General features: G+C 71.2%; 25 protein-coding genes. 15 read left to right on the top strand and 10 right to left on the bottom strand.

Features of this window, described 5'->3' with window-relative positions; all coding sequences use genetic code 11:
* Position 1: 1 nt before the first annotated feature.
* From C1N81_RS18080 to mce, 4 genes are all read right to left on the bottom strand, one after another.
* A complete protein-coding gene (locus tag C1N81_RS18080) occupies positions 2-952 on the bottom strand; it encodes an ABC transporter ATP-binding protein (RefSeq protein WP_394430344.1) in 951 nt (316 codons plus the stop codon).
* A gap of 126 nt (positions 953-1,078) precedes the next feature.
* Positions 1,079-2,014, bottom strand: a complete 936-nt coding sequence (locus C1N81_RS18075; RefSeq protein WP_394430342.1) for a coiled-coil domain-containing protein — start codon at positions 2,012-2,014, stop codon at positions 1,079-1,081.
* A gap of 184 nt (positions 2,015-2,198) precedes the next feature.
* Positions 2,199-6,185 (bottom strand): polarized growth protein Scy, encoded by a 3,987-nt coding sequence (gene scy, locus C1N81_RS18070; protein WP_394430340.1) that lies wholly within the window; start codon positions 6,183-6,185, stop codon positions 2,199-2,201.
* A 242-nt stretch (positions 6,186-6,427) separates the two neighbouring features.
* Positions 6,428-6,868: a methylmalonyl-CoA epimerase gene (mce, locus tag C1N81_RS18065; protein ID WP_394430338.1), complete on the bottom strand. Its 441-nt coding sequence runs from the start codon at positions 6,866-6,868 to the stop codon at positions 6,428-6,430.
* A 137-nt stretch (positions 6,869-7,005) separates the two neighbouring features.
* On the opposite strand from mce, the gene C1N81_RS18060 reads away from it, so the two are divergent.
* The 3 genes from C1N81_RS18060 (at position 7,006) to C1N81_RS18050 (ending at position 10,606) form a co-directional block, all read left to right on the top strand.
* Entirely contained in the window at positions 7,006-8,208 is a 1,203-nt protein-coding gene (locus C1N81_RS18060; protein ID WP_394430336.1) for an acetyl-CoA C-acetyltransferase, read from the top strand.
* A gap of 39 nt (positions 8,209-8,247) precedes the next feature.
* Complete coding sequence (gene meaB, locus C1N81_RS18055) at positions 8,248-9,204, top strand: methylmalonyl Co-A mutase-associated GTPase MeaB (RefSeq protein WP_394430334.1); 957 nt, start codon at positions 8,248-8,250, stop codon at positions 9,202-9,204.
* Between the two features lie 148 nt (positions 9,205-9,352).
* On the top strand, positions 9,353-10,606 hold the full coding sequence (locus tag C1N81_RS18050; RefSeq protein ID WP_394430332.1) for an MFS transporter: 1,254 nt from the start codon (positions 9,353-9,355) through the stop codon (positions 10,604-10,606).
* On the opposite strand, the gene C1N81_RS18045 is transcribed toward C1N81_RS18050, so the two are convergent.
* The gene (locus C1N81_RS18045; protein ID WP_394430330.1) at positions 10,573-11,193 is read right to left on the bottom strand and encodes a PepSY domain-containing protein; all 621 of its coding nucleotides are present in this window, start codon (positions 11,191-11,193) and stop codon (positions 10,573-10,575) included. The genes C1N81_RS18050 and C1N81_RS18045 overlap by 34 nt on opposite strands.
* 130 nt (positions 11,194-11,323) lie before the next feature.
* Here C1N81_RS18045 and C1N81_RS18040 point away from each other — a divergent pair, with 130 nt between their 5' ends.
* Positions 11,324-11,995 (top strand): response regulator transcription factor, encoded by a 672-nt coding sequence (locus C1N81_RS18040; protein WP_394430328.1) that lies wholly within the window; start codon positions 11,324-11,326, stop codon positions 11,993-11,995.
* Positions 11,992-13,407 carry a sensor histidine kinase gene (locus C1N81_RS18035; RefSeq protein WP_394430327.1) on the top strand — a complete coding sequence of 472 codons (1,416 nt, stop codon included), beginning with the start codon at positions 11,992-11,994 and terminating at the stop codon, positions 13,405-13,407. The genes C1N81_RS18040 and C1N81_RS18035 overlap by 4 nt, the downstream gene beginning before the upstream one ends.
* 90 nt (positions 13,408-13,497) lie before the next feature.
* Here the strand turns inward: C1N81_RS18035 and C1N81_RS18030 are convergent, their stop codons facing one another.
* From C1N81_RS18030 to C1N81_RS18015, 4 genes are all read right to left on the bottom strand, one after another.
* A complete protein-coding gene (locus tag C1N81_RS18030) occupies positions 13,498-13,974 on the bottom strand; it encodes a MarR family winged helix-turn-helix transcriptional regulator (RefSeq protein ID WP_394430325.1) in 477 nt (158 codons plus the stop codon).
* A 116-nt stretch (positions 13,975-14,090) separates the two neighbouring features.
* Positions 14,091-14,840, bottom strand: coding sequence for an AIM24 family protein (locus C1N81_RS18025; RefSeq protein WP_394438030.1), 750 nt, complete (start codon positions 14,838-14,840; stop codon positions 14,091-14,093).
* Positions 14,841-14,863: 23 nt separating this feature from the next.
* Positions 14,864-15,523, bottom strand: a complete 660-nt coding sequence (locus C1N81_RS18020; protein WP_394430323.1) for an AIM24 family protein — start codon at positions 15,521-15,523, stop codon at positions 14,864-14,866.
* The gene (locus tag C1N81_RS18015; RefSeq protein WP_394430321.1) at positions 15,523-16,161 is read right to left on the bottom strand and encodes an AIM24 family protein; all 639 of its coding nucleotides are present in this window, start codon (positions 16,159-16,161) and stop codon (positions 15,523-15,525) included. Before C1N81_RS18015 ends, C1N81_RS18020 begins: the two co-directional genes overlap by 1 nt.
* A gap of 137 nt (positions 16,162-16,298) precedes the next feature.
* Between C1N81_RS18015 and C1N81_RS18010 the strand changes: the two genes are divergently transcribed.
* From C1N81_RS18010 to C1N81_RS17985, 6 genes are all read left to right on the top strand, one after another.
* Positions 16,299-16,652: a DUF3817 domain-containing protein gene (locus C1N81_RS18010; RefSeq protein WP_394430319.1), complete on the top strand. Its 354-nt coding sequence runs from the start codon at positions 16,299-16,301 to the stop codon at positions 16,650-16,652.
* Positions 16,649-16,945, top strand: a complete 297-nt coding sequence (locus C1N81_RS18005) for an MTH1187 family thiamine-binding protein (protein WP_394430317.1) — start codon at positions 16,649-16,651, stop codon at positions 16,943-16,945. The genes C1N81_RS18010 and C1N81_RS18005 overlap by 4 nt, the downstream gene beginning before the upstream one ends.
* A gap of 123 nt (positions 16,946-17,068) precedes the next feature.
* Positions 17,069-17,578 (top strand): MarR family winged helix-turn-helix transcriptional regulator, encoded by a 510-nt coding sequence (locus C1N81_RS18000; protein WP_394430315.1) that lies wholly within the window; start codon positions 17,069-17,071, stop codon positions 17,576-17,578.
* A gap of 149 nt (positions 17,579-17,727) precedes the next feature.
* Positions 17,728-18,066: a DUF3817 domain-containing protein gene (locus tag C1N81_RS17995; protein WP_361063948.1), complete on the top strand. Its 339-nt coding sequence runs from the start codon at positions 17,728-17,730 to the stop codon at positions 18,064-18,066.
* A 104-nt stretch (positions 18,067-18,170) separates the two neighbouring features.
* Positions 18,171-19,871 carry an acyl-CoA mutase large subunit family protein gene (locus tag C1N81_RS17990; RefSeq protein ID WP_394438027.1) on the top strand — a complete coding sequence of 567 codons (1,701 nt, stop codon included), beginning with the start codon at positions 18,171-18,173 and terminating at the stop codon, positions 19,869-19,871.
* Positions 19,872-20,568: 697 nt separating this feature from the next.
* Positions 20,569-21,471 (top strand): hypothetical protein, encoded by a 903-nt coding sequence (locus tag C1N81_RS17985; RefSeq protein WP_394430313.1) that lies wholly within the window; start codon positions 20,569-20,571, stop codon positions 21,469-21,471.
* 88 nt (positions 21,472-21,559) lie between these two features.
* Here C1N81_RS17985 and C1N81_RS17980 read toward each other — a convergent pair whose 3' ends face one another.
* On the bottom strand, positions 21,560-22,189 hold the full coding sequence (locus tag C1N81_RS17980; RefSeq protein WP_394430311.1) for a TetR/AcrR family transcriptional regulator: 630 nt from the start codon (positions 22,187-22,189) through the stop codon (positions 21,560-21,562).
* Between the two features lie 361 nt (positions 22,190-22,550).
* On the opposite strand from C1N81_RS17980, the gene C1N81_RS17975 reads away from it, so the two are divergent.
* From C1N81_RS17975 to C1N81_RS17960, 4 genes are all read left to right on the top strand, one after another.
* On the top strand, positions 22,551-23,522 hold the full coding sequence (locus C1N81_RS17975; RefSeq protein WP_394430309.1) for a tetratricopeptide repeat protein: 972 nt from the start codon (positions 22,551-22,553) through the stop codon (positions 23,520-23,522).
* 650 nt (positions 23,523-24,172) lie between these two features.
* Positions 24,173-24,802 carry a DUF6230 family protein gene (locus C1N81_RS17970; RefSeq protein WP_394430307.1) on the top strand — a complete coding sequence of 210 codons (630 nt, stop codon included), beginning with the start codon at positions 24,173-24,175 and terminating at the stop codon, positions 24,800-24,802.
* Positions 24,803-24,950: 148 nt separating this feature from the next.
* Positions 24,951-25,511, top strand: a complete 561-nt coding sequence (locus C1N81_RS17965) for a DUF6114 domain-containing protein (RefSeq protein ID WP_394430305.1) — start codon at positions 24,951-24,953, stop codon at positions 25,509-25,511.
* Positions 25,512-25,605: 94 nt separating this feature from the next.
* A complete protein-coding gene (locus C1N81_RS17960) occupies positions 25,606-26,874 on the top strand; it encodes a hypothetical protein (protein ID WP_394430303.1) in 1,269 nt (422 codons plus the stop codon).
* Positions 26,875-26,913 lie beyond the last annotated feature (39 nt).

The following is a 26,913-nucleotide window of genomic DNA, read 5'->3' as shown; positions in this document are numbered from 1 at the left end:
CTCAGGCCCCCTTCTCGTTGGTGCCCCACTGCGGGGCGGCGGCGGGCCCCGAGTGCGCGTGGTACTCGACCGACTCGGCGGTCAGCTGCATGAACGCCTCTTCGAGCGAGGCCTGCTGCGGGCTCAGTTCGTGCAGGGTGAGCTGGTGGCTCGCGGCGAGTTCACCGATCTCCTCGGCGGAGTGCCCGTCGACCTCCAGGGTGCCGTTGCCCGACTCCGCGGCGGTGATCCCGGCCTCGTGCAGCACGTCGAGGAGCCGTTCGCGCTGGGGCGAGCGCAGCCGTACGTAACTGCGCGAGTTCTCCCGGATGAAGCCCGCCATGCTGGTGTCGGCGAGGAGCCGGCCCTGGCCGATGACGACCAGGTGGTCGGCGGTCAGCGCCATCTCGCTCATCAGGTGCGAGGAGACGAAGACCGTACGGCCCGCCGAGGCGAGCGATTTCATGAGCGTGCGGATCCAGTGGATGCCCTCGGGGTCGAGCCCGTTGACCGGCTCGTCGAACATCAGGATGCGCGGGTCGCCGAGGAGCGCGCCCGCGATGCCGAGGCGCTGGCCCATGCCGAGCGAGAACCCCTTGGACTTCTTCTTGGCGACCGCCGTCAGACCGACGGTGTCCAGGACCTCGTCCACCCGGCCGCGGGGGATTCCGTTGGACTGCGCCAGGCACAGCAGATGGTTGTAGGCGCTGCGGCCGCCGTGCATCGCCTTCGCGTCCAGGAGCGCGCCGATGTGCCGCAACGGGTCCTTCAGCTGGGCGTAGCGCTTGCCGTCGATGCGGACCGTGCCGGCGGTCGGGTTGTCCAGGCCGAGCATCATGCGCATGGTGGTCGACTTGCCCGCGCCGTTCGGCCCCAGGAATCCGGTCACGATGCCCGGCCGTACGGAGAACGTCAGGTCGTCGACGGCCGTCTTGTCGCCGTACCGCTTGGTCAGCCCCTCAACGTCGATCATGCGGCAACGCTAGTCCGCGAAAAAGCCCCCTGCCACTTATTCAGCACAGAGGGCTTCAATCGACCCAGGGGGCGCGGGGAACTGCGCGACCAGCCACGGCGGGCCGGCAGTCACCCACAACCGGAACTACCGGGACTGTTGCGCAGGCACACCACGCGAAACGGGCTCGTCGTCGGCGGGCGCACCCGCGGCAGCGACAGCCGCTCCGGTCAGCGTGGCCAGCATCTCGCGGACGTTGGTCAGCTGGGCGTTGATCGAGTCGCGACGGTTCGTCAGCGCGGCGAGCTCGCGCTCCGATTCGCTGCGGATACGGTCCGCCTTGGCGTTGGCGTCGGCCACGATGTCCTCGGCCTGGCGCTGGGCGGTCTCCACCGTCTGGCGGGCGCGGCGCTCGGCGTCGGTGCGCAGCTTCTCGGCCTCGAGGCGGAGCTGCTCGGCGCGGTGCTCGATCTCCGCGAGCCGCTTCTCGGCCTTGGCCTGACGCGATGCCAGGTCCCGCTCGGACTGCTCGCGGCGCTTGGCCAGGTTCGTCTCGAAGTCGGCGGCGGCCTGCGCGGCCTTGGCGCGGGTCTCCTCGAAGAGGGCGTCGGCCTCCTCGCGCTTCTGCTGCGCGTCCTTCTGCGCGTCGGAGCGGAGCTGGGTCGCCTCGCCCTTCGCCTTCTCGACGATCCGGACGCCCTCGTCCTCGGCCTTGGACTTGCGCTCGGCGGCGAACGACTCCGCGTCGTTGCGCACCTGCTGGGCGGCGGACTCGGCCAGCTCGCGGTGCTGCTCGGCAGCGCGGCGGGCCTCCTCGCGCAGGTCCTTCGCCTCCTCCTCGGCGAGGCGGAGGATCTTCTCGACGCGGGCGCCGAGCCCGGCGTACGACGGCTCCGCGTCGTTCACCTGGGCCTGGGCGTTCTGCGTCTCGAGGTGGAGCTCCTCGATGCGCTTTTCCAGAGCAGTGATTCGAGCAAGAGCGCTGTCACGGTCGGAGACGAGCTTGGAGATTCGTTCGTCCACCTGAGCGCGGTCGTACCCACGCCGCACAAGCTCGAAGCCGTAGGGGGAAGTGTCGCTCATGGGGTTCCTGTCGAATGAGACCGGTGAGGTGATAGAGGGAATCCTAGGGGTCGTAGCGGCGTGTCATCGAGCGTATGCCCGTTTGATCTGGAGAATGACACTCCTTTTGAGTGGCGTGGCCCCGGAAGTACTTGCCAGATACAGGGTCGAAGGTCAGTGCGAAGCACGGTAGTTGTGCTCCTGGCTAGCCCTCTGCCCCCTTGCCACTCGAACGTGTGGCGCCCGCCGCGGCGCCCGCCTTGACGCCGCTGTCCTTGCCCCCGCTGCCGGGCGACGTCTCAAAGGTTTCCAACGCCTCCAGGACGTCCTGGACACGGGAAATCTCGGCATTGATGTCCTTGCGGCGCCTGACCAGGACGTCCAGCTCGCGCTGACCCTTTTCGATCATGGCCGTGGACTCGGCCTCGGCGTCCGACCTGATCTTTTCCGCCTCGCGCGACAGCTCGGCCTTTTTCTGCTCGGCCTCCTTGAGCAGCCCCTCGGCCTTTTTGACCGCCGCGATACGGACCTTGCTCGCCTCCGAATTGGCGTCGGCTACCAGCTCCTTGGCCTTGGCCTGCGCCTCGGCGAGCTGCTCCTCCGCGGCCTTGACCAGCGCGTCGCACCGCTCGCCCGCGTTCTTCATCGCCTCCGACGACTCGCGCCTGGCGCGCTCGTGCAGCTCCTCGATCTCGGCGGTGATCCGGTCGCGCAGCTCCTCGGCGCGCTGCCTGATCTGCGTCGCGTCCCGGCGGGCGCCGACGAGCAGCTCGTCCGCGTCCGTACGGGCCTTCTCCACGCGCGCGTTGCCCTCGACCGTGCCCTCGGAGACCAGGCGGTCGGCCTCCTTGCGGGCCGCGCCGACCATCGTGTCGGCCTGCGCCTCCGCCTCGGCCGTCGTCTTCTGCGCCGCCTCCTGCGCCTCACGGGTCAGCTTGTCGGCCTCCGCCGCGGACTCCGTGATGAGCGTGTCGACCTGCTCCGCGGCCTCCGTGCGCCGCTTGTTGGCGTCCTTGCGGGCCTCGTCCAGGGTGCGCTCGGCCTCCTCGCGCGCCTCCGACCGCAGCCGCTCGGCCTCGGCCGCCGCGTCCGCCTTGACCCGCTCGGCGTCGCCGCGGATCCGCTCGGCGTGCGCCTGCGCGGAGCCGACCGTCTCGGCGGCCTCGGCGCGCAGCCGCTCCGCGTCCCCGGTCGCGTCCGAGATCAGCTTCTCGGCCGCCGCCACGGACTCGGCGCGGACCCGGTCCGCCTCCGCGCGCGTGTCGTTCGTCAGCTGCTCGGCCGCGGCCGTCGACTCGGCGTGCAGCCGCTCGGCCTCCGCCGTCGCGGCGGCGACCAGCTCCTCGGCCTTCGCGGTGGACTCGGCGCGGACGCGCTCCGCCTCCGCGTTCGTCTCCGTCGTCAGGCGCTCGGCCTCGGACGTCGCCTCGGTGATCAGGGTGTCGGCCTGCGCGGCGGCGTCGGACCTGATCCGGTTGGCGTCCTCGCGGGCCTCCGCGCGCGTACGGGACGCGTCCTGGTCGGCGGCCGTCCGCAGGTCCGAGACCTCGGTGCGGACCCGCTGGGCGTGCTCGGACGCGTCGGTGCGCAGCCGCTCGGACTCGGCGATCGCCTCCGCGACTGTGCGCTCGGCGAGCGCCTTCGCGGCCTCCGTCTCGGTGTTCGCCTCCGTACGGACGCGGGTGGCGTCCTCCGTGGCGCGCTCGCGCTCCGCGTGCGCGTCGGCGCGGACCCGGTCCGCCTCCTCCTGCGCCTCCTGCTTCGTGCGCTCCGCCGCGTGCTCGGCGGCCGAGCGAAGCCCGGTGATCTCCTCCTGGGCCTGCTCCTGGAGCCCGGCCACGGAGTCGCGGACCTGCTGCGCGGTCTGCTCGGCGGCGGCCACCATCTCGGTCGCCCTGCGGTCCGCCTCCTCGACGAGCCGGACCGCCTCGGCCTGGGCCTCCTCGACGCGCGCCCGCGCCACCGCGAGCAGCTCCTCGCTCTGCTCGCGGGCCCGCTCGCGCTCCTGGTCGGCCTCCTCGCGCGCGCTGCCGAGCGTCTCCTCGGCCTCGCGGCGCCTGCGGCCGGCCTCCTCCTGGGCGGCGGCCAGCGTCTCGGCGGCCTCGGTGGCGATCCGCTCCGCCGCGTTCTGCGCCTCGGAGCGGATGCGGTCGGCCGACTCCTGGGCCTCCGTCCTGAGGTGCTCGGCCTCGGTCGCGGCGTCGGAGCGCAGCCGCACCGCCACGTTCTCCGCCTCGGAACGGGCCGTGGCCGCGTCCGTCGCCGCCTCGGTGCGCAGCCGCTCGGCCTCCGCCTCGGCCTGCGCCTGCACCGTCCGCGCCCGCTCGGCCGCCTCGGTGCGCAGCCGCTCGCTCTCGTCGGCCGCCTCCTTGCGCAGCCGCTCGGCCTCCGCGCGGGCGTCGCTCAGCGCCGTCTCGGCCGCCGTGAGGCGCTCCTCGGCCTCCGTGTGCAGCCGGGTCAGCTCGGCGGCCGCCTCGTCATGCCGGGCGCTTATGGCGCGCTCGGCCTCGTCCTTCAGCTCGTGCGCGGCGCGCTCCGCCTCGGCGCGGGTGGCCTCCGCCTGTTCCTCGGCCTCGGTGCGGAAGCGCTCCGCCTCCGTGCGCGTGCGCTCCAGGGTCTCCTCGGCCTGCTTGCGCAGCGACGTGGCCCGCTCGATCGCCTCGGTGCGCACCCGCTCGCTCTCGGCGGTCGCCGCGGTGCGCAGCTCGTCACCGTCGGCCCGCGCCTTGGCGAGCAGCTCCTCGGCGGTCTTCGCGGACTCCTCGATCTGCTGGACGGCCTCGCGGCGGGCCTCGGCCCGGATCCGCTCGCCCTCCTCGACGGCCTCGGCGCGCAGCTGCTCGGCCTCGCCGCGCAGCCGCCGCGCCTCCTCCTGGAGCTCGACCGTCTTGGCGCGGTACTCCTTGGTGTCGTCCTTCGCGGTGCCCTTGAGCTGCTCGGCGATGTCGTGCGCCTCGGCGCGGAGGCGGTCCGCCTCGGCCTCGGCCTCGGCGCGGATCCGCTCGGCCTCCTCGGCGGCGGCCTTCGTCGTCGACTTCGCTTCCTGGGACGCCTTGTTGAGCACGTCCTCGGCGGTGCGCGCGGCCTTCGCCAGCTCGCCCGCGGTCTCCTCGGCCGTCGCCGTACGGGCCTTCTCCTTGGCCTCCGCGATCAGCGTCTCGGCGTCCGTGCGCGCGGTGGCGACGAGCTGCTCGGCCTCCGCCTTGGTGGCCTCGGCCTCCTTGGTCGCCTCCGCGACGAGCCGGGCCACCTGCTCCTTGGCCGTACGCGTGCGCTGCTCATTGGTCGACTCGGCGCTCGCAAGCTGCTTGGCCGCGGCCTCCTTGGCCTCGCTCAGCACCTTCTCGGCCTCGGCGCGGGCCTCGCGCAGCGCGGTGTCGGCCTCGCTGATGCGCTGCTCGGCGGCGCGGCTCAGCTCGCTCGCCTGGCGCCGGGCGGCGTCCGACTCGGCGGTCGTGGTGGAGCGCAGCTGCTCGGCGTGGTCGGTGGCCTCCTGGGCCTGCGTCGACGCCGCGTTGAGAAGTCGCTCGGCGTCCTGGCGGGCGCGGGCGAGCAGCGCCTGCGCCTGGGCGCTCGCGTTCTCCGCCTCGTCGGTCAGGCGCCTGCGGGCCTCGGCGGCGACCCGCTCGGCCTCCGTGCGGGCGGCGGCGAGCGTCTGCTCGGCCTCGGAGCGGGACTCGTCGAGGAGGCGGCGGGCCTGCTGCTCGCTGCGGGCGCGCAGCTGCTCGGCCCACTGCACGTTCTCGTTGACGTGGTTCTCTACGGTGCGGCGGCGCTCGGCCAGCTCCTGGTCGAGCTGCTGGCGCCGGTTGACCGCCTCGGCGTGCAGTTCCGCCTGGAGCCGCGACTGCTGCTCGGCGTGCTCCTGGAGGATGCGCTGCGTCTGCGCGCGAGCCTCCCGCAGCTCGCGCTCGGCGTCCGCGCGCACCTGCTCGGCCTGGATCTGGGCATTGCGGAGCAGCTGCTCGGCCTGGTAGCCGAGGTCCGCCCCGTCGTAGGACGGCCGCATCGCGAGGCTGCGCCGCGCCTCGTGCAGCTTGGCGCGCAACACCTCCACCTGGTAGCCCAGGTCCTCGGCGTGCTGGACGGCCTTCTCCCGCTCGGTCTTCAGCCGGTCCATCTCGGCCTCGAACCGCGAGAGATGGTCGGTCTCAGCCGGCTTGTGGCCGTCCTGGCTCTCGTAGCCCCGCACTGCGCGGTCCCATCCGTCCCCTGGTCGCAAGTACTGCCTGACGAGCTCCGTCCATCCGCCGGACGGGGCTCACCGGGGAATGGTGTCAGATCGAGAACGGCGGCGCCCCGGGCTTGCCTGTGCGCAGCCCGACTCCGCCGACCCTCGTCCCCCGATACCCGGACCCCGGCCCACGGCTGCCCCGTCGTCCCGCTTGCACGCGACAGCCGCCCCCCAACCCTACCGGCCCCAGTATGCGGAGGTCAGTGCTCCGTCTTCTCCCGCGGGGCCGCGGTGACGAGTTCGGTGAGCACACCGTGGCAGTCCTTGGGGTGCAGAAACGTGATGCGCGACCCCATGGACCCCCGCCGGGGCTCGTCGTACAGAACGCGTACGCCCTTGTCCCTGATGTCGGCGGAGTCGGCGTCCACGTCGGCCGTGCCGAAGGCGATGTGGTGGACGCCCTCACCATTCTTGGCCAGCCATTTGCCCACCGCGGAGTCCTCGCGCGTGGGTTCGAGCAACTGGAGGTAGGAGGCGCCCCCGTCACTCGTCTCGTTGATCTTGAGCATGGCCTCGCGCACGCCCTGCTCCTCGTTGACCTCGGTGTGGAACACCTCGAAGCCGTAGGTGGCCTTGTAGAACTCGACGGTCGCGTCGAGGTCGTGACAGGCGATCCCGATGTGGTCGATTCGCGTCAGCATGTGGTAAGTGCAGCGCGGTCCGGGGCGATTACGCAACGTGCGCGCGATCACACTTGTCCGGCGATGACGTGCGGCGTACCGCTCAGTACATTCGAGTAAACCCTCGTTCACTTCTCATCCCCAAGGGGCCGTGCCTCATGACTGGAACGACCGGTACCACCTCAGTGATCGTCGCGGGCGCGCGAACGCCCATGGGCCGCCTCCTCGGGTCCCTCAAGTCCTTCTCCGGAGCCGATCTCGGAGGATTCGCGATCAAGGCCGCCCTCGACCGTGCGGGTATCGGTGGCGACCAGGTGCAGTACGTGATCATGGGTCAGGTGCTGCAGGCCGGGGCAGGGCAGATCCCGGCGCGCCAGGCGGCCGTCAAGGCGGGCATCCCGATGAACGTCCCGGCGCTCACGATCAACAAGGTCTGCCTCTCGGGCCTCGACGCGATCGCCCTCGCCGACCAGCTCATCCGCGCCGGCGAGTTCGACATCGTCGTCGCCGGCGGCCAGGAGTCCATGACCAACGCGCCGCACCTGCTGCCCAAGTCCCGCGAGGGCTACAAGTACGGCGCCGTCGAGATGCTCGACGCCATGGCGCACGACGGGCTGACCGACTCCTTCGAGAACATCCCCATGGGCGCCTCGACGGAGAAGCACAACACCCGCCTCGGCATCGCACGGCCCGAGCAGGACGAGATCGCCGCGCTCTCCCACCAGCGCGCCGCCGCCGCGCAGAAGAACGGCGTCTTCGAGGCGGAGATCACGCCCGTCGAGATCCCGCAGCGCAAGGGCGAGCCGGTCCTCTTCAGCAAGGACGAGGGCATCCGCGGCGAGACCACCACGGAGACGCTCGGCAAGCTGCGCCCCGCCTTCGCCAAGGACGGCACGATCACCGCGGGCACGTCCTCGCAGATCTCCGACGGTGCCGCCGCCGTCGTCGTCATGAGCAAGACCAAGGCCATCGAACTCGGCCTGGAGTGGATCGCCGAGATCGGCGCGCACGGCAATGTCGCGGGCCCGGACAACTCGCTCCAGTCCCAGCCGTCCAACGCGATCGCGCACGCGCTGAAGAAGGAGGGCCTCGACGTCTCCGACCTCGACCTCATCGAGATCAACGAGGCGTTCGCGGCCGTCGCCGTCCAGTCCATGAAGGACCTCGGCGTCACCTCCGACAAGGTCAACGTCAACGGCGGCGCGATCGCCCTCGGCCACCCCATCGGCATGTCGGGCGCCCGCATCGTCCTCCACCTCGCCCTGGAGCTGAAGCGGCGCGGCGGCGGTGTCGGCGCGGCCGCGCTGTGCGGCGGTGGCGGTCAGGGTGACGCGCTGGTGGTACGGGTACCGAAGGCATAACCGCGACACGTTGTACGAGCCCGACCGAACGGAGCTGTGATGCAGGACGTCCCCACGCTGGTCGCCCAGGCGAGAGAGGGCAGGCCGCGCGCCGTGGCCCGGCTGATCTCCCTGGTGGAGGGGGCGTCCCCGCAACTCCGTGAGGTCATGGCCGCGCTCGCGCCGCTCACCGGGAACGCGTACGTGGTCGGGCTCACCGGATCGCCCGGCGTCGGCAAGTCCACGACCACGTCGGCCCTGGTCAGCGCGTACCGGCGGGCAGGGAAGCGGGTCGGGGTCCTGGCCGTCGACCCGTCCTCGCCGTTCAGCGGCGGCGCGCTCCTCGGCGACCGGGTGCGGATGTCCGAGCACGCCTCCGACCCGGGCGTCTACATCCGCTCCATGGCCACGCGCGGCCACCTCGGCGGCCTCGCGTGGGCCGCGCCGCAGGCCATCCGCGTCCTGGACGCGGCCGGCTGCGACGTCGTCCTCGTGGAGACCGTCGGGGTCGGCCAGTCCGAGGTCGAGATCGCCGCCCAGGCGGACACCAGCGTCGTCCTCCTCGCCCCCGGCATGGGCGACGGCATCCAGGCGGCCAAGGCCGGAATCCTGGAGATCGGCGACGTCTACGTGGTCAACAAGGCGGACCGTGACGGCGCCGACGCCACCGCCCGCGAGCTGAACCACATGCTCGGCCTCGGCGAGGCCCGCGCCGCCGGTGACTGGCGCCCCCCGATCGTGAAGACCGTCGCGGCACGCGGCGAAGGCGTCGACGAGGTCGTCGAGGCGCTGGAGAAGCACCGCGCCTGGATGGAGGAGCGCGGCGTCCTGGCCGAACGCCGTGCGGCGCGCGCCGCCCGCGAGGTCGAGACGATCGCCGTGACAGCGCTCCGCGAACGCATCGACGACCTCTCCGGCGACCGCCGCCTGGGCGCCCTGGCCGAACGCATCGTCGCCGGCGACCTGGACCCGTACCGCGCGGCGGACGAACTGGTGGAGGGCGTCACGGGGGGCTGAGCCCGCCGGGACACCTCACGCCCCTCCGGGCCCTTCTGCCGCGCGCGGGGGCTCTGCTAGGTTGCCCGGCATGACCTTCCTCCGTGCGTAGAACTCCGGTGCTCCGAAGCCCCGTCGAGTTCTCACGCATGACCGGAGGAGATCCCTCGTGTACGCCGCTGTTCTGCGGACCCCGTATGCCCTGCGCACCTTTGGTGCCGCCCTGCTCGGGCGGCTCTCGTACGGGACCGTCGGCCTTTCCCTGATGCTCGCGGTCAAGGCCGCCACCGGCTCCTATGCCGTCGCGGGCACCGTCATGGCGGTGTTCGGCGCCGCCAGCGTCTTCCTGTCACCACTGCGCGCCCGGTACATCGACCGGTACGGGCCGCGCCGCGCGCTGACCCCGATGGCCGTCGGCTACGCGGCGCTGCTCGCGGTGCTCGCCGCCGTGACCTGGCGGCCCGGGGCGCCGGGCGCGCTGCTCGTCGCCCTCGCCCTGTGCGCGGGGGCCGCGACGCCGCCGCTCGGCCCGACGATGCGCGCCGTGTGGTCCCGGATCCTGCCCGACCGGCGGCTCCTGCAGCGGGCCTACAGCCTCGACGGGGTCGCGGAGGAGCTCCTCTTCGTGTCCGGGCCGCTGATCGTGGGCGTGCTCGTGCTGGTCGCGCCGCCCGCGTTCGGCGTCGCCCTGAGCGCCGGGCTCGTCGCCGTCGGGACTTTGGCGTTCGTCGCCTCGCCCATGGTCGGGGCGGTGGTCCCGGCGGACCGGAAGCGCCGGGAGCGGGCCCGCGTCGTGGGCCGGATCAAGCGCCCCGTGCTGGTCACGCTCGGCGTCGGCGTCGCGCTCGGCGCGGCCGATCTGCTGGTGCTGGCCTTCGCCGAGGACCGCGGCCGGGCCGACGCGGCGGCCTGGGTGCTCGCCGCCCTGTCGGCGGGCAGCGCGGTCGGCGGCCTCGTCAACGGCGCCGTCGACTGGCGGCGCCCCGCCCGCACCCGGCTGACCCTGCTGGCCCTCGGCCTCGCGGCGGCTCTGGGTGCCGCCGCCCTCGCCCCGGGCCTGCTCGCCCTCGCGGGAGCGGCGGTCTGTGTCGGGCTCTTCGTCGCGCCCGCCCTGACGACCGCGTACCTCCTCGCGGACGAGGCGGTGGAGCCGGGCCTGCGCACGCAGGCGGGCGCCTGGGTCAACACGGCGGTGAACGCGGGCAGTTCGGGCGGCACGGCGGGTATCGGCCTCCTGGTGGGCCACGCCCCGCTGCCCGTCTGCTTCACGGCGGCGGCAGCGGCGCCCTTGCTGGCGGGCCTGATCGGGGCGGTCCGGGCCCCGCTGCGGGGCGAGAGGCAGCGGGGCCCGGGGCAGAACCCCGCGACCCGCGCCCAGGCTCGCCCGCCTCAGTCGTCGTCGCCCTCGTCGTCCGCCGAGTGATCCGCACTCACCGCACCGGACCGGAGGTCGACCCGCCAGTCCTGCTGCTTCCCGTTCGCCGCCGTCGTCTCGACCTCCCAGACCCCGACGGAGCCGTCGTCGTCCGCGTCGACCGAGGTCACCGTGCCCTTGGCGGCGCCGGCCCGGGCCGCGTCCCGCGCGGAGACGGACGCCCCCTTCAGCGCGGAGGCGACCCGCGCCGCGTCCCCGTCGTCGTCCTTCTCGCTGTGCGCGCCGAGCACCTTCCCCGTACCGGGGTCGACGTCGACGTCGTGCCAGGTGTCGCCGGAGCCGATGATGTCGACCTCCCAGACGAGGCGGCCGTCGTCGGAGTCGAGGTCGGCGCCGGTCGCGGTGCCCGGCGTGTGCTTCAGGGCGGCGGCGATCGCGTCCTCGGCCTTGATCCTGGCGCCCTTGACGTCGTTCGCGTTCTCCTGGGCGTCGCTCACGCCGTCGTCCTTGACGCGCACGCTCGACTTCGGGGCCGACGACCCGTCGTCGTCGGCGACCGCCACCGCGGTGGCGGTGCCCGCGCCGAGCAGGGCGACGACGGCGATGGCGGAGATGACGGTCGTACGGCGCTTCATGAGGTTCTCCCGTTCGCAGAGACGGTCAGGTCGGGTTCGTGCATCGGGAACCAACCTGCCGGAGCGACCCTGAAGCCCCGCTGAAGCACCCTGAAGATTTCTTCAGGTACGGCCTGCCACCCTTGCTGCCATGCGCTTGCTGATCGTGGAGGACGAAAAGCGGCTCGCCCTGTCGCTCGCCAAGGGGCTCACCGCCGAGGGCTACGCCGTCGACGTGGTCCACGACGGCCAGGAGGGCCTGCACCGGGCGAGCGAGGGCGCGTACGACCTGGTCGTCCTCGACATCATGCTGCCGGGCATGAACGGTTACCGCGTCTGCGCCGCCCTGCGCGCCGCGGGCAACGACGTGCCGATCCTCATGCTCACCGCGAAGGACGGCGAGTACGACGAGGCGGAGGGGCTCGACACGGGCGCCGACGACTACCTGACCAAGCCCTTCTCCTACGTGGTCCTCGTCGCCCGCGTGAAGGCCCTGCTGCGCCGCCGCGGCAGCGCGGGCGGCGCCTCGCCCGTGCACACCGTCGGCCCGTACGCCGTGGACACCGCCGCCCGCCGCGTCACCCACGGCGAGGACGGCGAGGTCCCGCTCACCGCGAAGGAGTTCTCCGTCCTGGAGCAGCTCGTCACGCGCGCGGGCGAGGTCGTGTCCAAGGCCGACATCCTGGAGCACGTCTGGGACTTCGCCTACGACGGCGATCCGAACATCGTCGAGGTCTACGTCAGCGCCCTGCGCCGCAAACTCGGCGCTCCCCTCATCCGCACGGTGCGCGGCGCCGGCTACCGCCTGGAGATCCCGCGGTGAGGCGCGCGTTCGGCTCCGTACGCGCGCGTGCCGCGCTCGCCGCGACCCTCGTCGTCGCGCTCGCCCTGGTCGCGGCGGGCGCCGCCGTGCTGTTCGCCCTGCGCACCAACCTGACCGGGGAGGCGGACGGCAGCGCCGAATCGGGCGCGCGCCGCGTCGCGACCGCCCTGGCCACCGGCACCGCGCCCGACGCCCTCGACCTGGACGACGAGGACCAGCCCGTCCAGGTCGTCGACGACGACGGACGCCTCGTGGCCGCCTCCGAGGACCTGGAACGGATCACCGGCACCGGCACGGGCGCGGTGAGGCCCGTCCCGGCGAGGGCGGCGGGTGACAACGACGACGACCCGGGCGAGGACGACAGCACGGGCCCCGGCAAGGTCTCCGACAGCACCGAGTACACCGCCGGCGGCGCCACCGTGGACGGCGACAGCGCCGACTACCGGTTCGCCGAGGTCACCGTCGACGACACCGCTTACGGCGAACTGACCGTGTACGCGGGCGCCCCGCTCTCCGCCGAACAAGGCGCGGTCTCCTCCGCCCTGACGGCCATGCTGATCGGCTTCCCGGTGCTGCTCGTGGTCGTCGGGGGCGTCACCTGGCTGGTGACCCGGCGCGCCCTGCGGCCCGTCGAGGCGATCCGCGCCGAGATGGCCGCCGTCACCGCATCCCGGGACCTGGCGCGCCGCGTGCCCGAGCCGGACACGCACGACGAGGTGGCCCGTCTGGCCCGGACCACGAACGAGACCCTGGCCGCCCTCGAGGACTCCGTCGAGCGGCAGCGCCGGTTCGTCGCGGACGCCTCGCACGAGCTGCGCAGCCCGATCGCGAGCCTGCGCACCCAGCTCGAAGTGGGCGCGGCGCACCCGGAGTTGCTCGATGTGCCGGGCGCGGTCGAGGACACCGTACGGCTGCAGGAGCTGGCGGCCGATCTGCTGCTGCTCGCCCGTCTCGACGCGGGGGAGAGGCCGGGCGCGGCCGAGGTCGATCTCGCGGCGCTGGTCCGCGAGGAGCTGTCGCAGCGGACCGGCGACCGCCACCCGGTGACCGTGGAGGCCCGGGGGAGTGCGCGGGTGAGCGGCTCACGGAGCCAGCTGGCGCGGGTGCTCGGCAATCTGGTGGACAACGCGCAGCGGCACACCCGTACCGGTGTCCGCGCCACCCTGACCACCGGGCGGGGCCGGGCGGTCCTCACCGTCGCCGACGACGGGGACGGCGTGCCGGAGGGCGAGCGGGAACGGATCTTCGAGCGGTTCGTCCGGCTCGACGACGCGCGCTCCCGGGACGGCGGCGGGGCGGGACTCGGCCTCGCCATCGCCCGGGACGTGGCCGCGCGGCACGGCGGCACGCTGACGGTGCGCACCGCGCCGGACGGCGGAGCCCTGTTCGAACTCGTCGTGCCCCTGTCGTGACCGGCGCGGATCAGTTGGGCAAAATTGTTCGGAAAAGGTGGGGCACGGAGGAAGTCGGCGGTCCCCCGTACCCCACAGAATTCGCAGCTGTCACGGTTTGCCGCGCTGCGAACGCAGGTGTTCGGCGATGGGCGAGAGCGCCTTGTTGAGGTTGGCCAGGTCCTCCGCCGGGACGAGATCGACGAAGTGCTGCCGCACGGACGCCACGTGGTGCGGGGCGACCTTCTGCATGGTCTCCAGGCCGAAGTCGGTGAGGACGGTGTAGAGGCCGCGCCGGTCCGACTCGCAGTTCTCACGGCGGACCAGGCCCGCGTTCTCCATGCGGGTGATCTGGTGCGACAGCCGGCTCTTGGACTGCAGGGTCGCCGCGGCCAGGTCGCTCATCCGCATCCGGAGCTCCTCGGCCTCGGAGAGGTTCACGAGGATCTCGTAGTCGTTCATCGTCAGGCCGAAGGGCTGAAGATCCTTCTCCAGCTGGTAGTTGAGCAGCCTGTTGACCTCCAGGTGGGTGCGCCAGGCGCCCTGCTCAGCGTCGGTCAGCCATTGCGTGGCCGTGTCGGTCTCCATAAATCGATTCTACCTAAGAAGTTGAAAGGCGAACGAATGTGGGGGTGGTGACGCCCCGCACCCCGGGTGAACGCTATGGGGTCACGCGTTCGACGTCACACTCCGCAGACTACCGCTCACAGCCCGAAGCGACGCTGGAGGTCCCCGAGCTGTCCGGGAAGGCGCGGTCCCGGTGGCTGACCTGCGCCCGCACCCTGCTGACCGCCCGGCACGCCCGTTTGGTGAGGTACGTCACCCGTCAGCCGCTCGGGCATCAGCGCCTCGCTGGACTGGAGCAGGACCGTGCCCGCGCCGACGAACTCGAACTGGTGCTCCTCGCCGGAGACGCCGCCGACGCCCGTCATCGCACGTAGACCGCCGATCACGCCGGTCAGATAGCCGTGGTCGTAGTGGTGGCACGGCGACGGGCAGTCGGCCCAGCCGACCAGGGCCTGCGGGTCCACCCGGACGGGCGGCTCCATGAAGACCACCGGACCGTTTGAAGCCGCGACGAATTTGCCGGTGCCAATGAGTGTCAGGAAGCCCGGCACAATCGACTGCTTCAGCGAGAGACTTGGCTGAAAAGCGAGCAGATTGCCCGCCCGGATGGTCAGATTGCCGTCATCCAGGTCGTACGAGTTCACGTCGAAGGCGCGGTCCGCGAGCAGCATCTTGCCGCTGCCCTCCGCCACCACCCAGTCGCTCGCGTGCAGCGGCGAGTGGAACGAGGTGCGCACCAGGCGGTCGAGCCGGCCGTGCCCGATCCCGTTGAACTCCATCCGCCCGTAATAGGCGATCATCTTGCCCTTCTGCAGGAACCACTGACTGCTCTTGAGTTCCACACAGAAGGTGTACGCGTTGACGTTGTCGTCGACGGGCAGCGTCATCGGGTCGAAGATCACAGGGCTGGTCACAGCTTCTCCTCCGAGGCCTGGACGTACACCGCGCCGCTCCCGCTCAGCTCCAGCTGGAACGCCTCGCCGCTGCCGCGGCCCACCATGTCCCGCCAGCCGAGCGCCGTGGACAGCTTGTTGCGCACGTCCCCGTGGTGGGCGACGTACGCCTGCGGGTCGACGTGCACGGACCGGCCGGGCGTGATCGGCACCTCGATGACACCGCCGTGCGCCATCACGGCCACGGACCCGTGCCCCTTCAGCGTCGTCGTGAACAGGCCCTGGCCGGTGACCTGGCCGCGCACCATCCCCATGACGCCGCCCTGCGAGCCCATGAACATCGTGCCCTGCTGGAGCGTCCCCTCGAAGGCGAGCAGCCGGTCCGCCTCCACGTACAGGGTGTCGCCCGAGAGCGTGATCACCTGTACGTGGTGGCCGCCGTGCCCGAAAAGGACGGTGCCGCTGCCCTCGACGGACATCAGCGGCGTCGCCTCATTGGCCACCCGCCGCCCGAGCATGGACATCAGCCCGCCCTGCCCGCCCTGGACGTTCGGTGTGAAGGAGACGTCCCCCTTGTAGGCGAGCATCGCGCCGCGCTGGCTGTAGAGCCGCTGCCCCGGCACCACGGTCACCTCGACCATCTTGGAGTTGATCTCCCGGAAGTTCGCCGGCGGCATCACACATCTCCCGCGATCGTGTTGCGCTCACTGGGCTGGACGTAGACGAGCCCGTCGCCCTCGAAGCGGATCTGGAACGCCTCGCCGCCGCCTTCCCCGAGGAACGTACGGAAGGTGACGCCCGACTGGAACGACTGGTTGAGGTTGCCCTGGTGCGCGATGTACGCGCCCGGGTCGACGGTCAGCGGATAGTCGCGGCCGACCCGCAGGACGACCGCGGGCCCGTCACTCATGATCGCGGCCTGGCCGTGCCCCTCGACGGTGGTCGTGAAGAGCCCGTTGCCCTGCGAGGCGCCGCGCATCCCCGTGAACGAGGTGCCGGTGCGCAGCGCCGCGTCCGTGCACAGCAGATTGCTCGACTCCACGAAGAGCTTGTCGCCGCGCAGCTCCACCACGTTGATCTCGCTCGCCCGGTCGGCGAACCAGCAGGTCCCTTGCCCCTTCACCTCCATCACCACCATCTGCTCACCGGTGATGCGGCGCGTCACCATCCCGCGGAGCCCCTCACCGCCACCGGTCAGTTTCTTGAACGTCATCCGGCCGTCGTACGCGACCATCGACCCGTTCTTCGCCTTGACGCTGTCGCCCGTCATGTCGACGGCGAGCATCTTGCTGCCCTGCAGCCGGAACGTTGCCACGGGTCGAAGGTAACCGGGCCGGGGAGCCCGCCGACAGGGCCCGAGGCGCGCGATGCCACAATGAGGAACGCTTGTGCGTCGTTTCACAAGATCGACGTCGCCCGTCACTCCAGCCGTTCTCACGCCGAAGGTGCCCCGTGGACATCAAGACCGCCTCCGCCCTCCGCCGCCTCCGCCTCGTCTCCGCGCCGGAGGCCGTCTCCTTCCTCCTGCTCATCGTCTGCTCGGTCCTCAAGCGCACGACCGACTTCAACGCGGTGCCGGTGATGGGCATGGTCCACGGCATCCTCTTCGTGCTCTACGTGCTCTTCTGGCTGGACGCCTGGAACCGCACCAAGTGGAGCTTCGGCCGCGCGGCCCTCTACTTCGTCCTCTCCGTCCTGCCCACCGGCGGCTTCTTCGCCGAGCGCAAGCTCAAGCGCGAGGCCGACGACGCGGTCAGCCAGGTCATCGCCGCCCGCGCCCGCCAGGAAGGGATCGTGAACGCATGATCGTCGCCTTCTCCGTGACCCCGCTCGGGGTCGGCGAGGACGTGGGGGAGTACGTGGCCGACGCGGTCCGCGTCGTCCGCGAATCCGGCCTGCCGAACCGCACCGACGCGATGTTCACCTCCGTCGAGGGCGAGTGGGACGAGGTCATGGACGTCGTCAAGCGCGCCGTCGCGGCGGTCGAGGCGCGGGCGCCGCGCGTGTCCGTCGTCATGAAGGCGGACATCCGACCGGGAGTGACCGACGGGATGACGTCCAAGGTGGCCACCGTCGAACGGCATCTGGCCGACGGCTGAGCCGCGTGGGGTGGTCGGACCGAGGCCGACGGCTGAGCCGCGCGGACCGGTCGGAACGGGGCCGACCGGCCAAAGAGCGAGACAGGGCTGACCACCATATGACCGGCCGGTAAGGTCGGAGGCGTGCCGAAGCCGCTCAGTCTTGCCTTCGATCCGATCGCCCGCGCCGACGAACTCTGGAAGCAGCGCTGGGGATCCGTGCCCTCCATGGGCGCCATCACCTCGATCATGCGCGCGCACCAGATCCTGCTCGGTGAGGTCGACGCCGTCGTGAAGCCGTACGGGCTCACGTTCGCGCGCTACGAGGCATTGGTGCTGCTCACCTTCTCCAAGGAGGGTGAGCTGCCCATGTCGAAGATCGGTGAGCGCCTCATGGTGCACCCCACGTCGGTCACCAACACGGTCGACCGCCTGGTGCGCTCCGGCCTCGTCGCCAAGCGCCCCAACCCCAACGACGGCCGCGGCACGCTCGCCACCATCACCGACAAGGGCCGCGAGGTCGTCGAGTCGGCGACGCGCGACCTGATGGCGATGGACTTCGGGCTCGGGGTGTACGACGCCGAGGAGTGCGGGGAGATCTTCGCGATGCTGCGGCCGCTGCGGGTGGCGGCCAACGACTTCGACGAGGAGTGAGGCGGCTTCGACGAGGAATGAGGCGGCTTCCACGATGAGTGAGGCGGCTTCGACGAGGAGTGAGGCGGCCGGTTTCGCTTCCCGGGCCGCGGGTTCCGCTTCCCGGGCCCGGCTGAAGATCGCGCAAATCGGGCGGTTACGCTCGTCCCATGAAGAAGAGCGTGCTGACCCGCTACCGGATCATGGCCTACGTGACCGGTGTGCTCCTGGTCCTCCTGTGTCTCGGCATGATCGCCAAGTACGCGCTCGGTATGGACGGCGCGGCGGACGCCACGCGCGTCATCGCCATCGCGCACGGCTGGCTGTACGTCATCTACCTCGTGTTCGCCTTCGACCTCGGGTCCAAGGCGAAGTGGCCGGTCGGCAAGCAGCTGTGGGTGCTCATCGCGGGCACGATCCCGACGGCGGCGTTCTTCGTCGAGCGCAAGGTCTCCGCGGAGCTGGAGGCCAAGGTCACCGAGGACGGCACGAAGCTCGCGAAGGCGTAAACGCGCCCGTTCCGGGTCCGCCGAACCGCTCGCACTCGACTGTGTGAGCGGTTCGCCATCGACATTTACTAGGACGTCCAAGTAAATTGGATGGCATGGGAAGCATGGACGCTGACGCCATCGCGGAGGGCCGCCGCCGCTGGCAGGCCCGGTACGACTCCGCCCGCAAGCGGGACGCCGACTTCACGACGCTGTCCGGAGACCCCGTCGATCCGGTGTACGGGCCACGGCCCGGGGACACATACGACGGGTTCGAGCGGATCGGCTGGCCCGGCGAGTACCCCTTCACGCGCGGCCTGCATCCGACCGGCTACCGCGGCCGCACCTGGACCATCCGCCAGTTCGCCGGGTTCGGCAACGCCGAGCAGACCAACGAGCGCTACAAGATGATCCTCGCCGCGGGCGGCGGCGGCCTCTCCGTCGCCTTCGACATGCCGACCCTCATGGGCCGCGACTCCGACGACCCGCGCTCGCTCGGCGAGGTCGGCCACTGCGGCGTCGCCATCGACTCGGCGGCCGACATGGAAGTCCTGTTCAAGGACATCCCGCTCGGCGACGTCACCACATCCATGACGATCTCCGGGCCCGCCGTCCCGGTCTTCTGCATGTACCTCGTCGCGGCGGAGCGTCAGGGCGTCGACCCGGCCGTCCTCAACGGCACGCTCCAGACCGACATCTTCAAGGAGTACATCGCGCAGAAGGAGTGGCTCTTCCAGCCCGAGCCCCACCTGCGCCTCATCGGCGACCTGATGGAGCACTGCGCCGCCTCCATCCCGGCGTACAAGCCGCTGTCGGTCTCCGGCTACCACATCCGCGAGGCCGGCTCGACGGCGGCGCAGGAGCTGGCGTACACCTTGGCGGACGGCTTCGGATACGTGGAACTCGGCCTCTCGCGTGGACTCGACGTAGACGTCTTCGCCCCAGGCCTCTCCTTCTTCTTCGACGCGCACCTCGACTTCTTCGAGGAGATCGCCAAGTTCCGCGCCGCCCGCCGCATCTGGGCCCGCTGGATGCGCGACGTGTACGGGGCACAGACCGACAAGGCGCAGTGGCTCCGCTTCCACACCCAGACGGCGGGCGTCTCGCTGACGGCCCAGCAGCCGTACAACAACGTGGTCCGCACGGCGGTCGAGGCTTTGGCGGCTGTCCTGGGCGGCACCAACTCCCTCCACACCAACGCTCTCGACGAGACCCTCGCCCTGCCGAGCGAGCAGGCCGCCGAGATCGCCCTGCGCACCCAGCAGGTCCTCATGGAGGAGACCGGCGTCGCCAACGTCGCCGACCCGCTCGGCGGCGCCTGGTACGTCGAACAGCTCACCGACCGCATCGAGGCCGACGCCGAGAAGATCTTCGACCAGATCAAGGAACGCGGCCTGCGCGCCCACCCCGACGGGCAGCACCCCATCGGCCCCATGACCTCCGGCATCCTGCGTGGCATCGAGGACGGCTGGTTCACGGGCGAGATCGCCGAGTCCGCGTTCCAGTACCAGCAGGCCCTGGAGAAGGGCGACAAGCGGGTCGTGGGCGTCAACGTCGCGCACGGGTCGGTCACCGGTGACCTGGAAATTCTGCGGGTCAGCCACGAGGTGGAGCGGGATCAGGTCCGCGTCCTCGGTGACCGGAAGTCGGCGCGGGACGAGTCGGTCGTACGGGCCGCGCTCGACCGGATGCTGGGCGCTGCGCGGGACGGGTCGAACATGATCGCCCCGATGCTCGACGCGGTCCGGGCGGAGGCGACGCTCGGGGAGATCTGCGGGGTGCTCCGGGACGAGTGGGGCGTGTATACGGAGCCGGCGGGGTTCTAGCGGGGCCTGCTCCTCGCGGCCTGCCCGGCGCCTGCCACGGGGCGGGCTGCGGCCCGGCGGGGCACTTGGCTCCGCCATTCCCCGCGCCCCTGGGGACGTGTGGCTTTCGGGCGCGGGCATCGTCGTGGCTGGTCGCGCCGTTCCCCGCGCCCCTTGGGGGCTTCCCCTTCGTGTCGTTCTTCGGCCGCGGGCATCGTCGTGGCTGGTCGCGCAGTTCCCCGCGCCCCTGGGGGGTTGTCCCTTACGCGCCGATCTCTGGTGCGGGCATCGCTGCGGCTGGGCGCGTCGTTCCCCGCGGCCCTTGAGGCCTGCGGCCTCGTCGCGGAGGCGATGCTGGAGAGCGCGCTCCCACGCGCGCCCCTGAAATGGCGCACGCAGTGCGCATTCCAGGGGCGCGGGGAGCTGCGCGACCAGCCACGACGTGACCGGCACTCGGTGATGCGCCCGGGACCGTGCGCGGGCCCGCGTCACGGCGAGCCCAGCCGGTAGCCGACCCCGTGCACCGTGTGGACGACCCGCGACTTCACGTACGTCACGGACACGGCCCGCGGCTTCCTGGCGGTGGCGGAGTGCGACCGGGCCCTCGGCGAGGTCGTAACCTCGGCATCGGTTCGCGCCGGACAGGTATCAAGTCTGACGGACGACAGCGGGGCACCGGGAGCCGCTGCCGCACCCACTACCGCCATGAAGGGCCGTGATGACGAAGCTGGTGGCGCTGCCGGGCCGGGGTGAGGCGGACGGCCTCAACTGGTGGGCGACCGGCGCGCTGTTCGAGGACGCCGTCAGGTTCGTCATGGAACGCGTCCACGACCCCCGCGTGACCGAGGACCTGACCGGCCAGGCGGCATCCGGCCACCTCTTCCTGGCGGAGCTCCCCGAACCCGCCCTGTCCGATGTCCTGACAGCCCTGCGGGACGACTTCCCCGCCTACGTGGACACGGAGATCTACCCGCCCGCCGTGGTCCGCCGCATGGATTACGCGGACGTCTTCGTGGCCCGCGCCAAGGCCCTCGCGGACCTGGCCGGACGGAGCCTCGCACTCCGTACGTCGTCGGACCCGGGGGCGGCGGCACGCTCCGGCCCGACGACCCTCAGCGCGCGGGCCCTCCCCGGCACTCCGCTCGCGGGCCGCCTCGTGTGGCTGAGGGACGGGGACGTCGCATTCCTCTCCGAGGACCGCGCGGCGCCCCTGGCGAGGGCCGGCGGCCTAGGCTCCACCGCGCTCACCATGGGAGCCGTACACATCGCCGTGGGCGTCACGACAGGGCAGTTGCTGTACGTGCGGGGCTTCGTACCCCGCTCGACCTGGCGCCCGGCGAGCCTCCCCGCGCCCGCCGCGAAGCCGGGAACCGTCCACGTGACGCCGGACAGCCCCTTCCTGCCCGGCGTGCCGTTCGCATTGGGCCCGGGCGAGGACTGGCGGACCGAGCACGATGAACGGTCCGGCTGGCTGCGGGTCGCGGCGATGCCGGGGAACGCGGCGGCCGAGCCGACGAAGACGGAGACGGAGACGGAGACGGTGACGACGATCGCGGAGCACACCGGGATCGGGTTGCGTGCGGGACGGATCTCCTCGGTCTGGCTGCGCGTCGGGGCGTAAGAGTCGGGTGCAAGAGTCGCGGCGTCAGCGTTGGGGCGTGAGCGTCGGGGCGTGAGGCGTCCTGACCGCTTTCGCGGCGGCCGAGCCCTCAGCCCGATGCCGCCGCGAGCCCGCCGAGCAGCAGCGCCGTGAATCTGCGCACCCACTCCCCGTCCACCGGCTCCGCGCTCACCAGCGTGCGGTGGACCACCGCGCCCGCCGCCACGTCGAAGATCAGGTCCGCTGTCGCCGCCGCGGCGGCCGGGTCGGGGGAGGGCGGGAGTTCGCCGCGGCGCTCCGCTCGGGCGCGGCCTTCCAGGACGAGACGTTTTTGCCGGTCCACGATCGAGGTGCGGATGCGTTCGCGCAGGGGTTCGTCGCGGGTCGACTCCGCTACTACCGCCATCAGGGCCGTCTTCGTCTCCGGGCGGTCCAGGATCGCCGCGAACTGGAGGACCACGCCCTCGATGTCGGCGGCCAGGGAACCATTGTCGGGGAGTTCGAGTTCATCGAAGAGGACGGCCACCGCGTCGACGACCAGTTCGTTCTTTCCGGCCCAGCGCCGGTAGAGCGTCGTCTTCGCGACGCCCGCCCGCGTCGCCACGTCGCCGAGCGTCAGCTTCGACCAGCCGAGGTCGACCAGCGCGGCGCGCGTGGCTTCGAGGATCGCCTCGTCCGCCGCGGCTGAGCGTGGCCGGCCGAGTCGACCCGCGCTGGACGGCGGCGTGCGGCTCTGCATGGTCGCGACCATACCGGCCAGTAGGTCGACTGGTATGCGTGAGCCAGATCACCCGGGGCCGCCCTCCGTGCCCTGCGTAGGACAGTTACGCTACGAGCCGTAGCGAAAGCTCGATAGTGTGATCTCGCCGCGTCCGACTCCGATCTGCACCCGGAGCCGGCCGGGACGAGCGGCAACCACGGATGCCGGGTGGGGACCCGGCATCACCAGGCGCCGGGTGGGGACCGGGCGCCGAACCTTCGGGAAAAGAAGGAGCAGGCCGAGTCCGCTCCGTGTCTCTTCATTGCGTCTCGCAATCCGGCGGGAGGCCACGGAGCGGTACCCGGCCCACAAGCGGTCGCGGAGGGGGGAGAATGCACGCATGCAGCCACGGAACATGTCCATGAGCGGAGTCGTCGATCTCGCCGCGGTGAAGGCGGCCCAGGAGGCCAAGGCCAAGGCGGAGCAGGCGCGCGCCGAAGCCGCCCGGCAGGGTGGCGGCCCCGCCGCGGTGTCGCCTTCGAGCCTCGTCATCGACGTCAATGAGGCGGACTTCGAGCGCGAGGTACTGCAGCGCTCCACCGAGGTGCCCGTCGTCATCGACTTCTGGGCCGAGTGGTGTGAGCCCTGCAAGCAGCTGAGCCCCCTCCTGGAGCGGCTCACCGTCGAGTACGGCGGCCGCATCGTCCTTGCGAAGATCGACGTCGACGCGAACCAGATGCTGATGCAGCAGTTCGGGGTGCAGGGCATCCCGGCGGTCTTCGCGGTCGTCGCCGGGCAGGCGCTGCCCCTCTTCCAGGGAGCCGCCCCGGAGGCCCAGATCCGCGGCACGCTCGACCAGCTGATCCAGGTCGCCGAGGAGCGCTTCGGCCTCACGGGCATCGCCGTCGACCCGGGCGCCGAGGGCGACGCCCCGGTGGCCGAGGTTCCGGCCGGCCCGTACGACGCGCTTCTCGAAGCCGCGGTCCAGGCACTCGACGCGGGCGACCTCGGCGGCGCCATCCAGGCGTACAAGAACGTGCTGTCCGACGACCCCGGCAACACCGAGGCCAAGCTCGGCCTCGGCCAGGCGGAGCTGCTGCAGCGCGTGCAGAACCTCGACCCGCAGGCGGTCCGCAAGGACGCGGCCGAGAAGCCCGGCGACGTGCAGGCGCAGATCGCCGCCGCCGATCTGGACCTCGTCGGCGGCCATGTCGAGGATGCTTTCGGCCGACTTGTCGACGCGGTGGCCCGTACGGCGGGCGACGACCGCACGGCGGCGCGGGTCCGTCTCCTTGAAATGTTCGAGATCGTCGGTGCCGACGACCCCCGGGTGACCACCGCGCGTACTGCCCTGGCCCGGGTTCTTTTCTGAGCGGGCAGTGACCTGTTCCTAAACCCCCGGCATGTGATGCCGAGGTGAAAATTTGGCCTCCGGGGGCCCACAGCGGCCGCGCTTTACCAAAACTTGGTAAACGCGGCCGCTGTTACTTGGAGTAAGTCGAGGGCTTGCTTCCGTCCGAGTCTGTCCCGGTATCAACATCTTTGCCGCCTCCGTGGACGGCACCCTGCGTTGCTGTCCGATGTCAGGCCGTCGTGGCGCGGTTACTCGTCCGTTACCCATGAGTAACGAACCCCCTTGTGCGAGCGCCGGGAATGCACCACGATCGGGCACGCTCGGTCCACTTCCTCACTTTCCCGACACCCACTCGGGCGGCGAGGGTTCTGGGTCCCCACCGAGCAGGTCGGCGGTGAAGCCTTGGGGAGCGCCGTCGGTCTGGGACAGGGGGGTCTCGGTCGATTTTCGACTGAGCCTGTCCAGCAGGTTGCGCGTGATGGATCAGGTGCGACCAGTGGTTGTCGCTCGGGGGTGATCGCCGGTGATCAGGGTGCGAATCAGCGCCTCCGACACAGGCGCTCTCCTTCCCGAGGACGTAGCACTTCTCCCATCCCTGCCCGGCTGAGCCGCCGAAAGGGGCGAGTCAGGGCCGGAGATGTACGTCCGAGAAGGAGGAAAAAACAGTCATGAACTCTGTGGCTCGTGGTGGAACGAGATGGAAGCGGTTCGCCGTCGTCATGGTGCCGAGCGTTGCGGCCACCGCGGCGATAGGTGTCGCGCTCTCGCAGGGCGCCCTCGCGGCATCGTTCAGTGTGTCGGGGCAGTCGTTCAAGGTGCATGTCGACAAGCTCGACGCCACCGGCATGATCCAGTACGGCGCCGTCGACGCTGAGAAGAACGGGACCCCTCACCCGGTCTCCGTCTCGGCGTTCAAGAACGCCGAGCTCACCAACATGTGCCAGTCCGTGGTGACGCACCTGCCGGGCCTTGGTGACATCACGCTGGTCCTGAACGCCGGTGGCGGCGGCAAGCCGGCGGTTGCCGACAACATCTACATCGATGTCGCGCAGCTCAAGGCGGACGCCGAGTTCCGCAACATCAACATCGGCGTCGGTGCCGGGTCCTCGACCAAGGGCCCCGGCATGAAGGGCGGCAAGGAGCAGGCCGACCCGAACGGTTTCGCTCAGGAAGCCGACCGCGCGATCCTGACCGACGTCGACCAGACCGCCTGGGCGACGAGCGCCGGCACCTTCAAGCTCAACGGGCTGAACATGAGCCTGAAGAGGGGCAGCGGCAAGGGCGTCGAGTGCTACTAGGCCTCACCGCCTAGCGCTCTCGATCACCCGCACCGCACAGCACGGAGGGGCGCGGGGGCATGGCCTGCACCGTTCGGCCGGGGTCCCCGTGCCCGCATCCGCACACATCACCACCGAACAGAACGCCAGTCCTGAGGAGCTGTACGACATGAGCGCCGAAGCGCAAGCAGGGGTGGACGACAGGTTCGGCCACGCACGCCGCACGTTCCGCACTTGGCGCGGGCAACGCCCCTTCTGGGCAGGCCTGTTGACCGTGCTCGGCGGCATCCCGATCATGTACTTCCCGTACGCGAACCTGACGCTCGGCTCGATGACGATCCGGATGGCCACCACGGCCGGTGCCGGTTCGCTGATCATCGGTGTCCTGCTCGTCGTGCTCGGCCTCACGATGTGGTTCCAGTACCAGTCCCGCGTCTTCGCGGGTGTCGCGGCGATCCTGCTCGCCCTGGTCTCCCTTGTCGTCTCCAACTTCGGCGGATTCGTCATCGGTTTCCTGCTGGCCCTGGTGGGCGGCGCTCTCGCCGTCTCCTGGGCTCCGGCCAAGCCGCAGGAGGAGGCACCGGTGGCGGACACCGCCGTTGCCGAGACCGGTGGTGCGGAGAGCGTGCCGCCGGTCACCGGCGTCACCTACCGCGTCGCGGGCGCAAACCACGACGAGTCAGGGACGAGCCCGGACAACGGGACGAACGGGAGGCACCGTGCCGGCTGACGAGGTGCACCACGAGGACTCCGCGGGGGAGTCCCGTGCGAGAACCGGGCCGCGGCATGCAGCACCGAGGAAGCATCTTTTCACCAGGTTGCACATGCCCGCGGGCAAGGCGATCGCCATCGCGGCCATGCCCACGGCCGTACTGATGGGGATGGGCCTCACCCCCACGCTGGCGTCCGCCAAGGACAACCCCACCAAGTTCTCGGTGGACGACTACAAGGCATGCGCCGACGCCGTGCAGGCGGAGCGCGACGCCAAGGACGGCAAGTCCGCCACAGAGAAGGACGACAAGCCGGAGGCGTCCGCGACTCCGTCACCGTCCGCGTCGGCGTCCACGGGGAAGGACGCCGACAAGGACAGCGCCAAGAGCGGCGACGAGGGCGGCACCAAGGGAGAGGGCACGGATCAGGCCGAGCCCACGCCCACCCCCACCGCCGAGAAGCCGAGCAGCGGTAAGAGCACCACGGAGACGCAGGACAGCAAGGACGGCAAGGCGGCTCAGGACACCGCCACGCCGACCCCCTCGCCCTCCGCCTCCGCGACCAAGAACCCGCTCGACCCGCTGGGTCTCGGGGACGCGCTCAAGGACATCTTCACGCCGAAGGACAAGGAGACGGCCACCCCGACTCCGACCCCGTCGGCCTCGCAGACCCCTTCCGCCGACACGACGGGTACGGCGGAGGACTCCGGGCAGGACGCCGGGGAGAAGGACGGCAAGGACCTCGGCTCGGCCGTCAAGGACACGGTCGACGGTGTGGGCGACACCGCCAAGGACGTGACCGGCAAGGTCACCGACAAGGCCGGCGATGCGGTCGAGGACGCCACGGAGAAGGCGACGGAGTCGGCGACCCCGTCCCCGAGCGCCAGCGCCACCGGCATCCCCGAGGACTGCCCGGTCGCCACCGACGCCGAGGGCGCCGACGAGACCACCCCGGTCGCGCTGCCGGACAAGCCGTGGCGCCTTGAGGCCAGCTCGCTGCTGCTCAAGGGCGCGGACTACCAGGGCATCGTCAACGTCCGGATGGCCGACGGCACCGTCAAGCGCGTCATGAAGTACGTCATCTCCAACGGTACGGACATCGGGGACCTGCACCAGATCGCCCCGGGTTCCGGCGGCAAGTCGTCCCACATCCGCTCGGACAAGGGCTCGACGTCGACCATCCGGGGCGGGAAGACGACGATGTACACCGAGGAGCTGTCGGGCAACCTGCTCGGGCTGATCCCCGCGACGTTCAACGCCGACAACCCGCCGCCGATCAACCTGCCGATCCTGTACTTCACGAACGTGAAGGTCACGCAGGCCGCGCAGTTCGGCGGGAACCTGCACATCCCCGGTCTGACGATCTCCATCGAGGACGACTGACCGGCGCACCACCCCCAAGACCCGTTCGGGAGCCGCACA

Source organism: Streptomyces sp. SGAir0957 (assembly GCF_043523415.1).
Note: the sequence above shows the minus strand (reverse complement) of the source record. Positions and strands in the feature narration are given on the sequence as shown.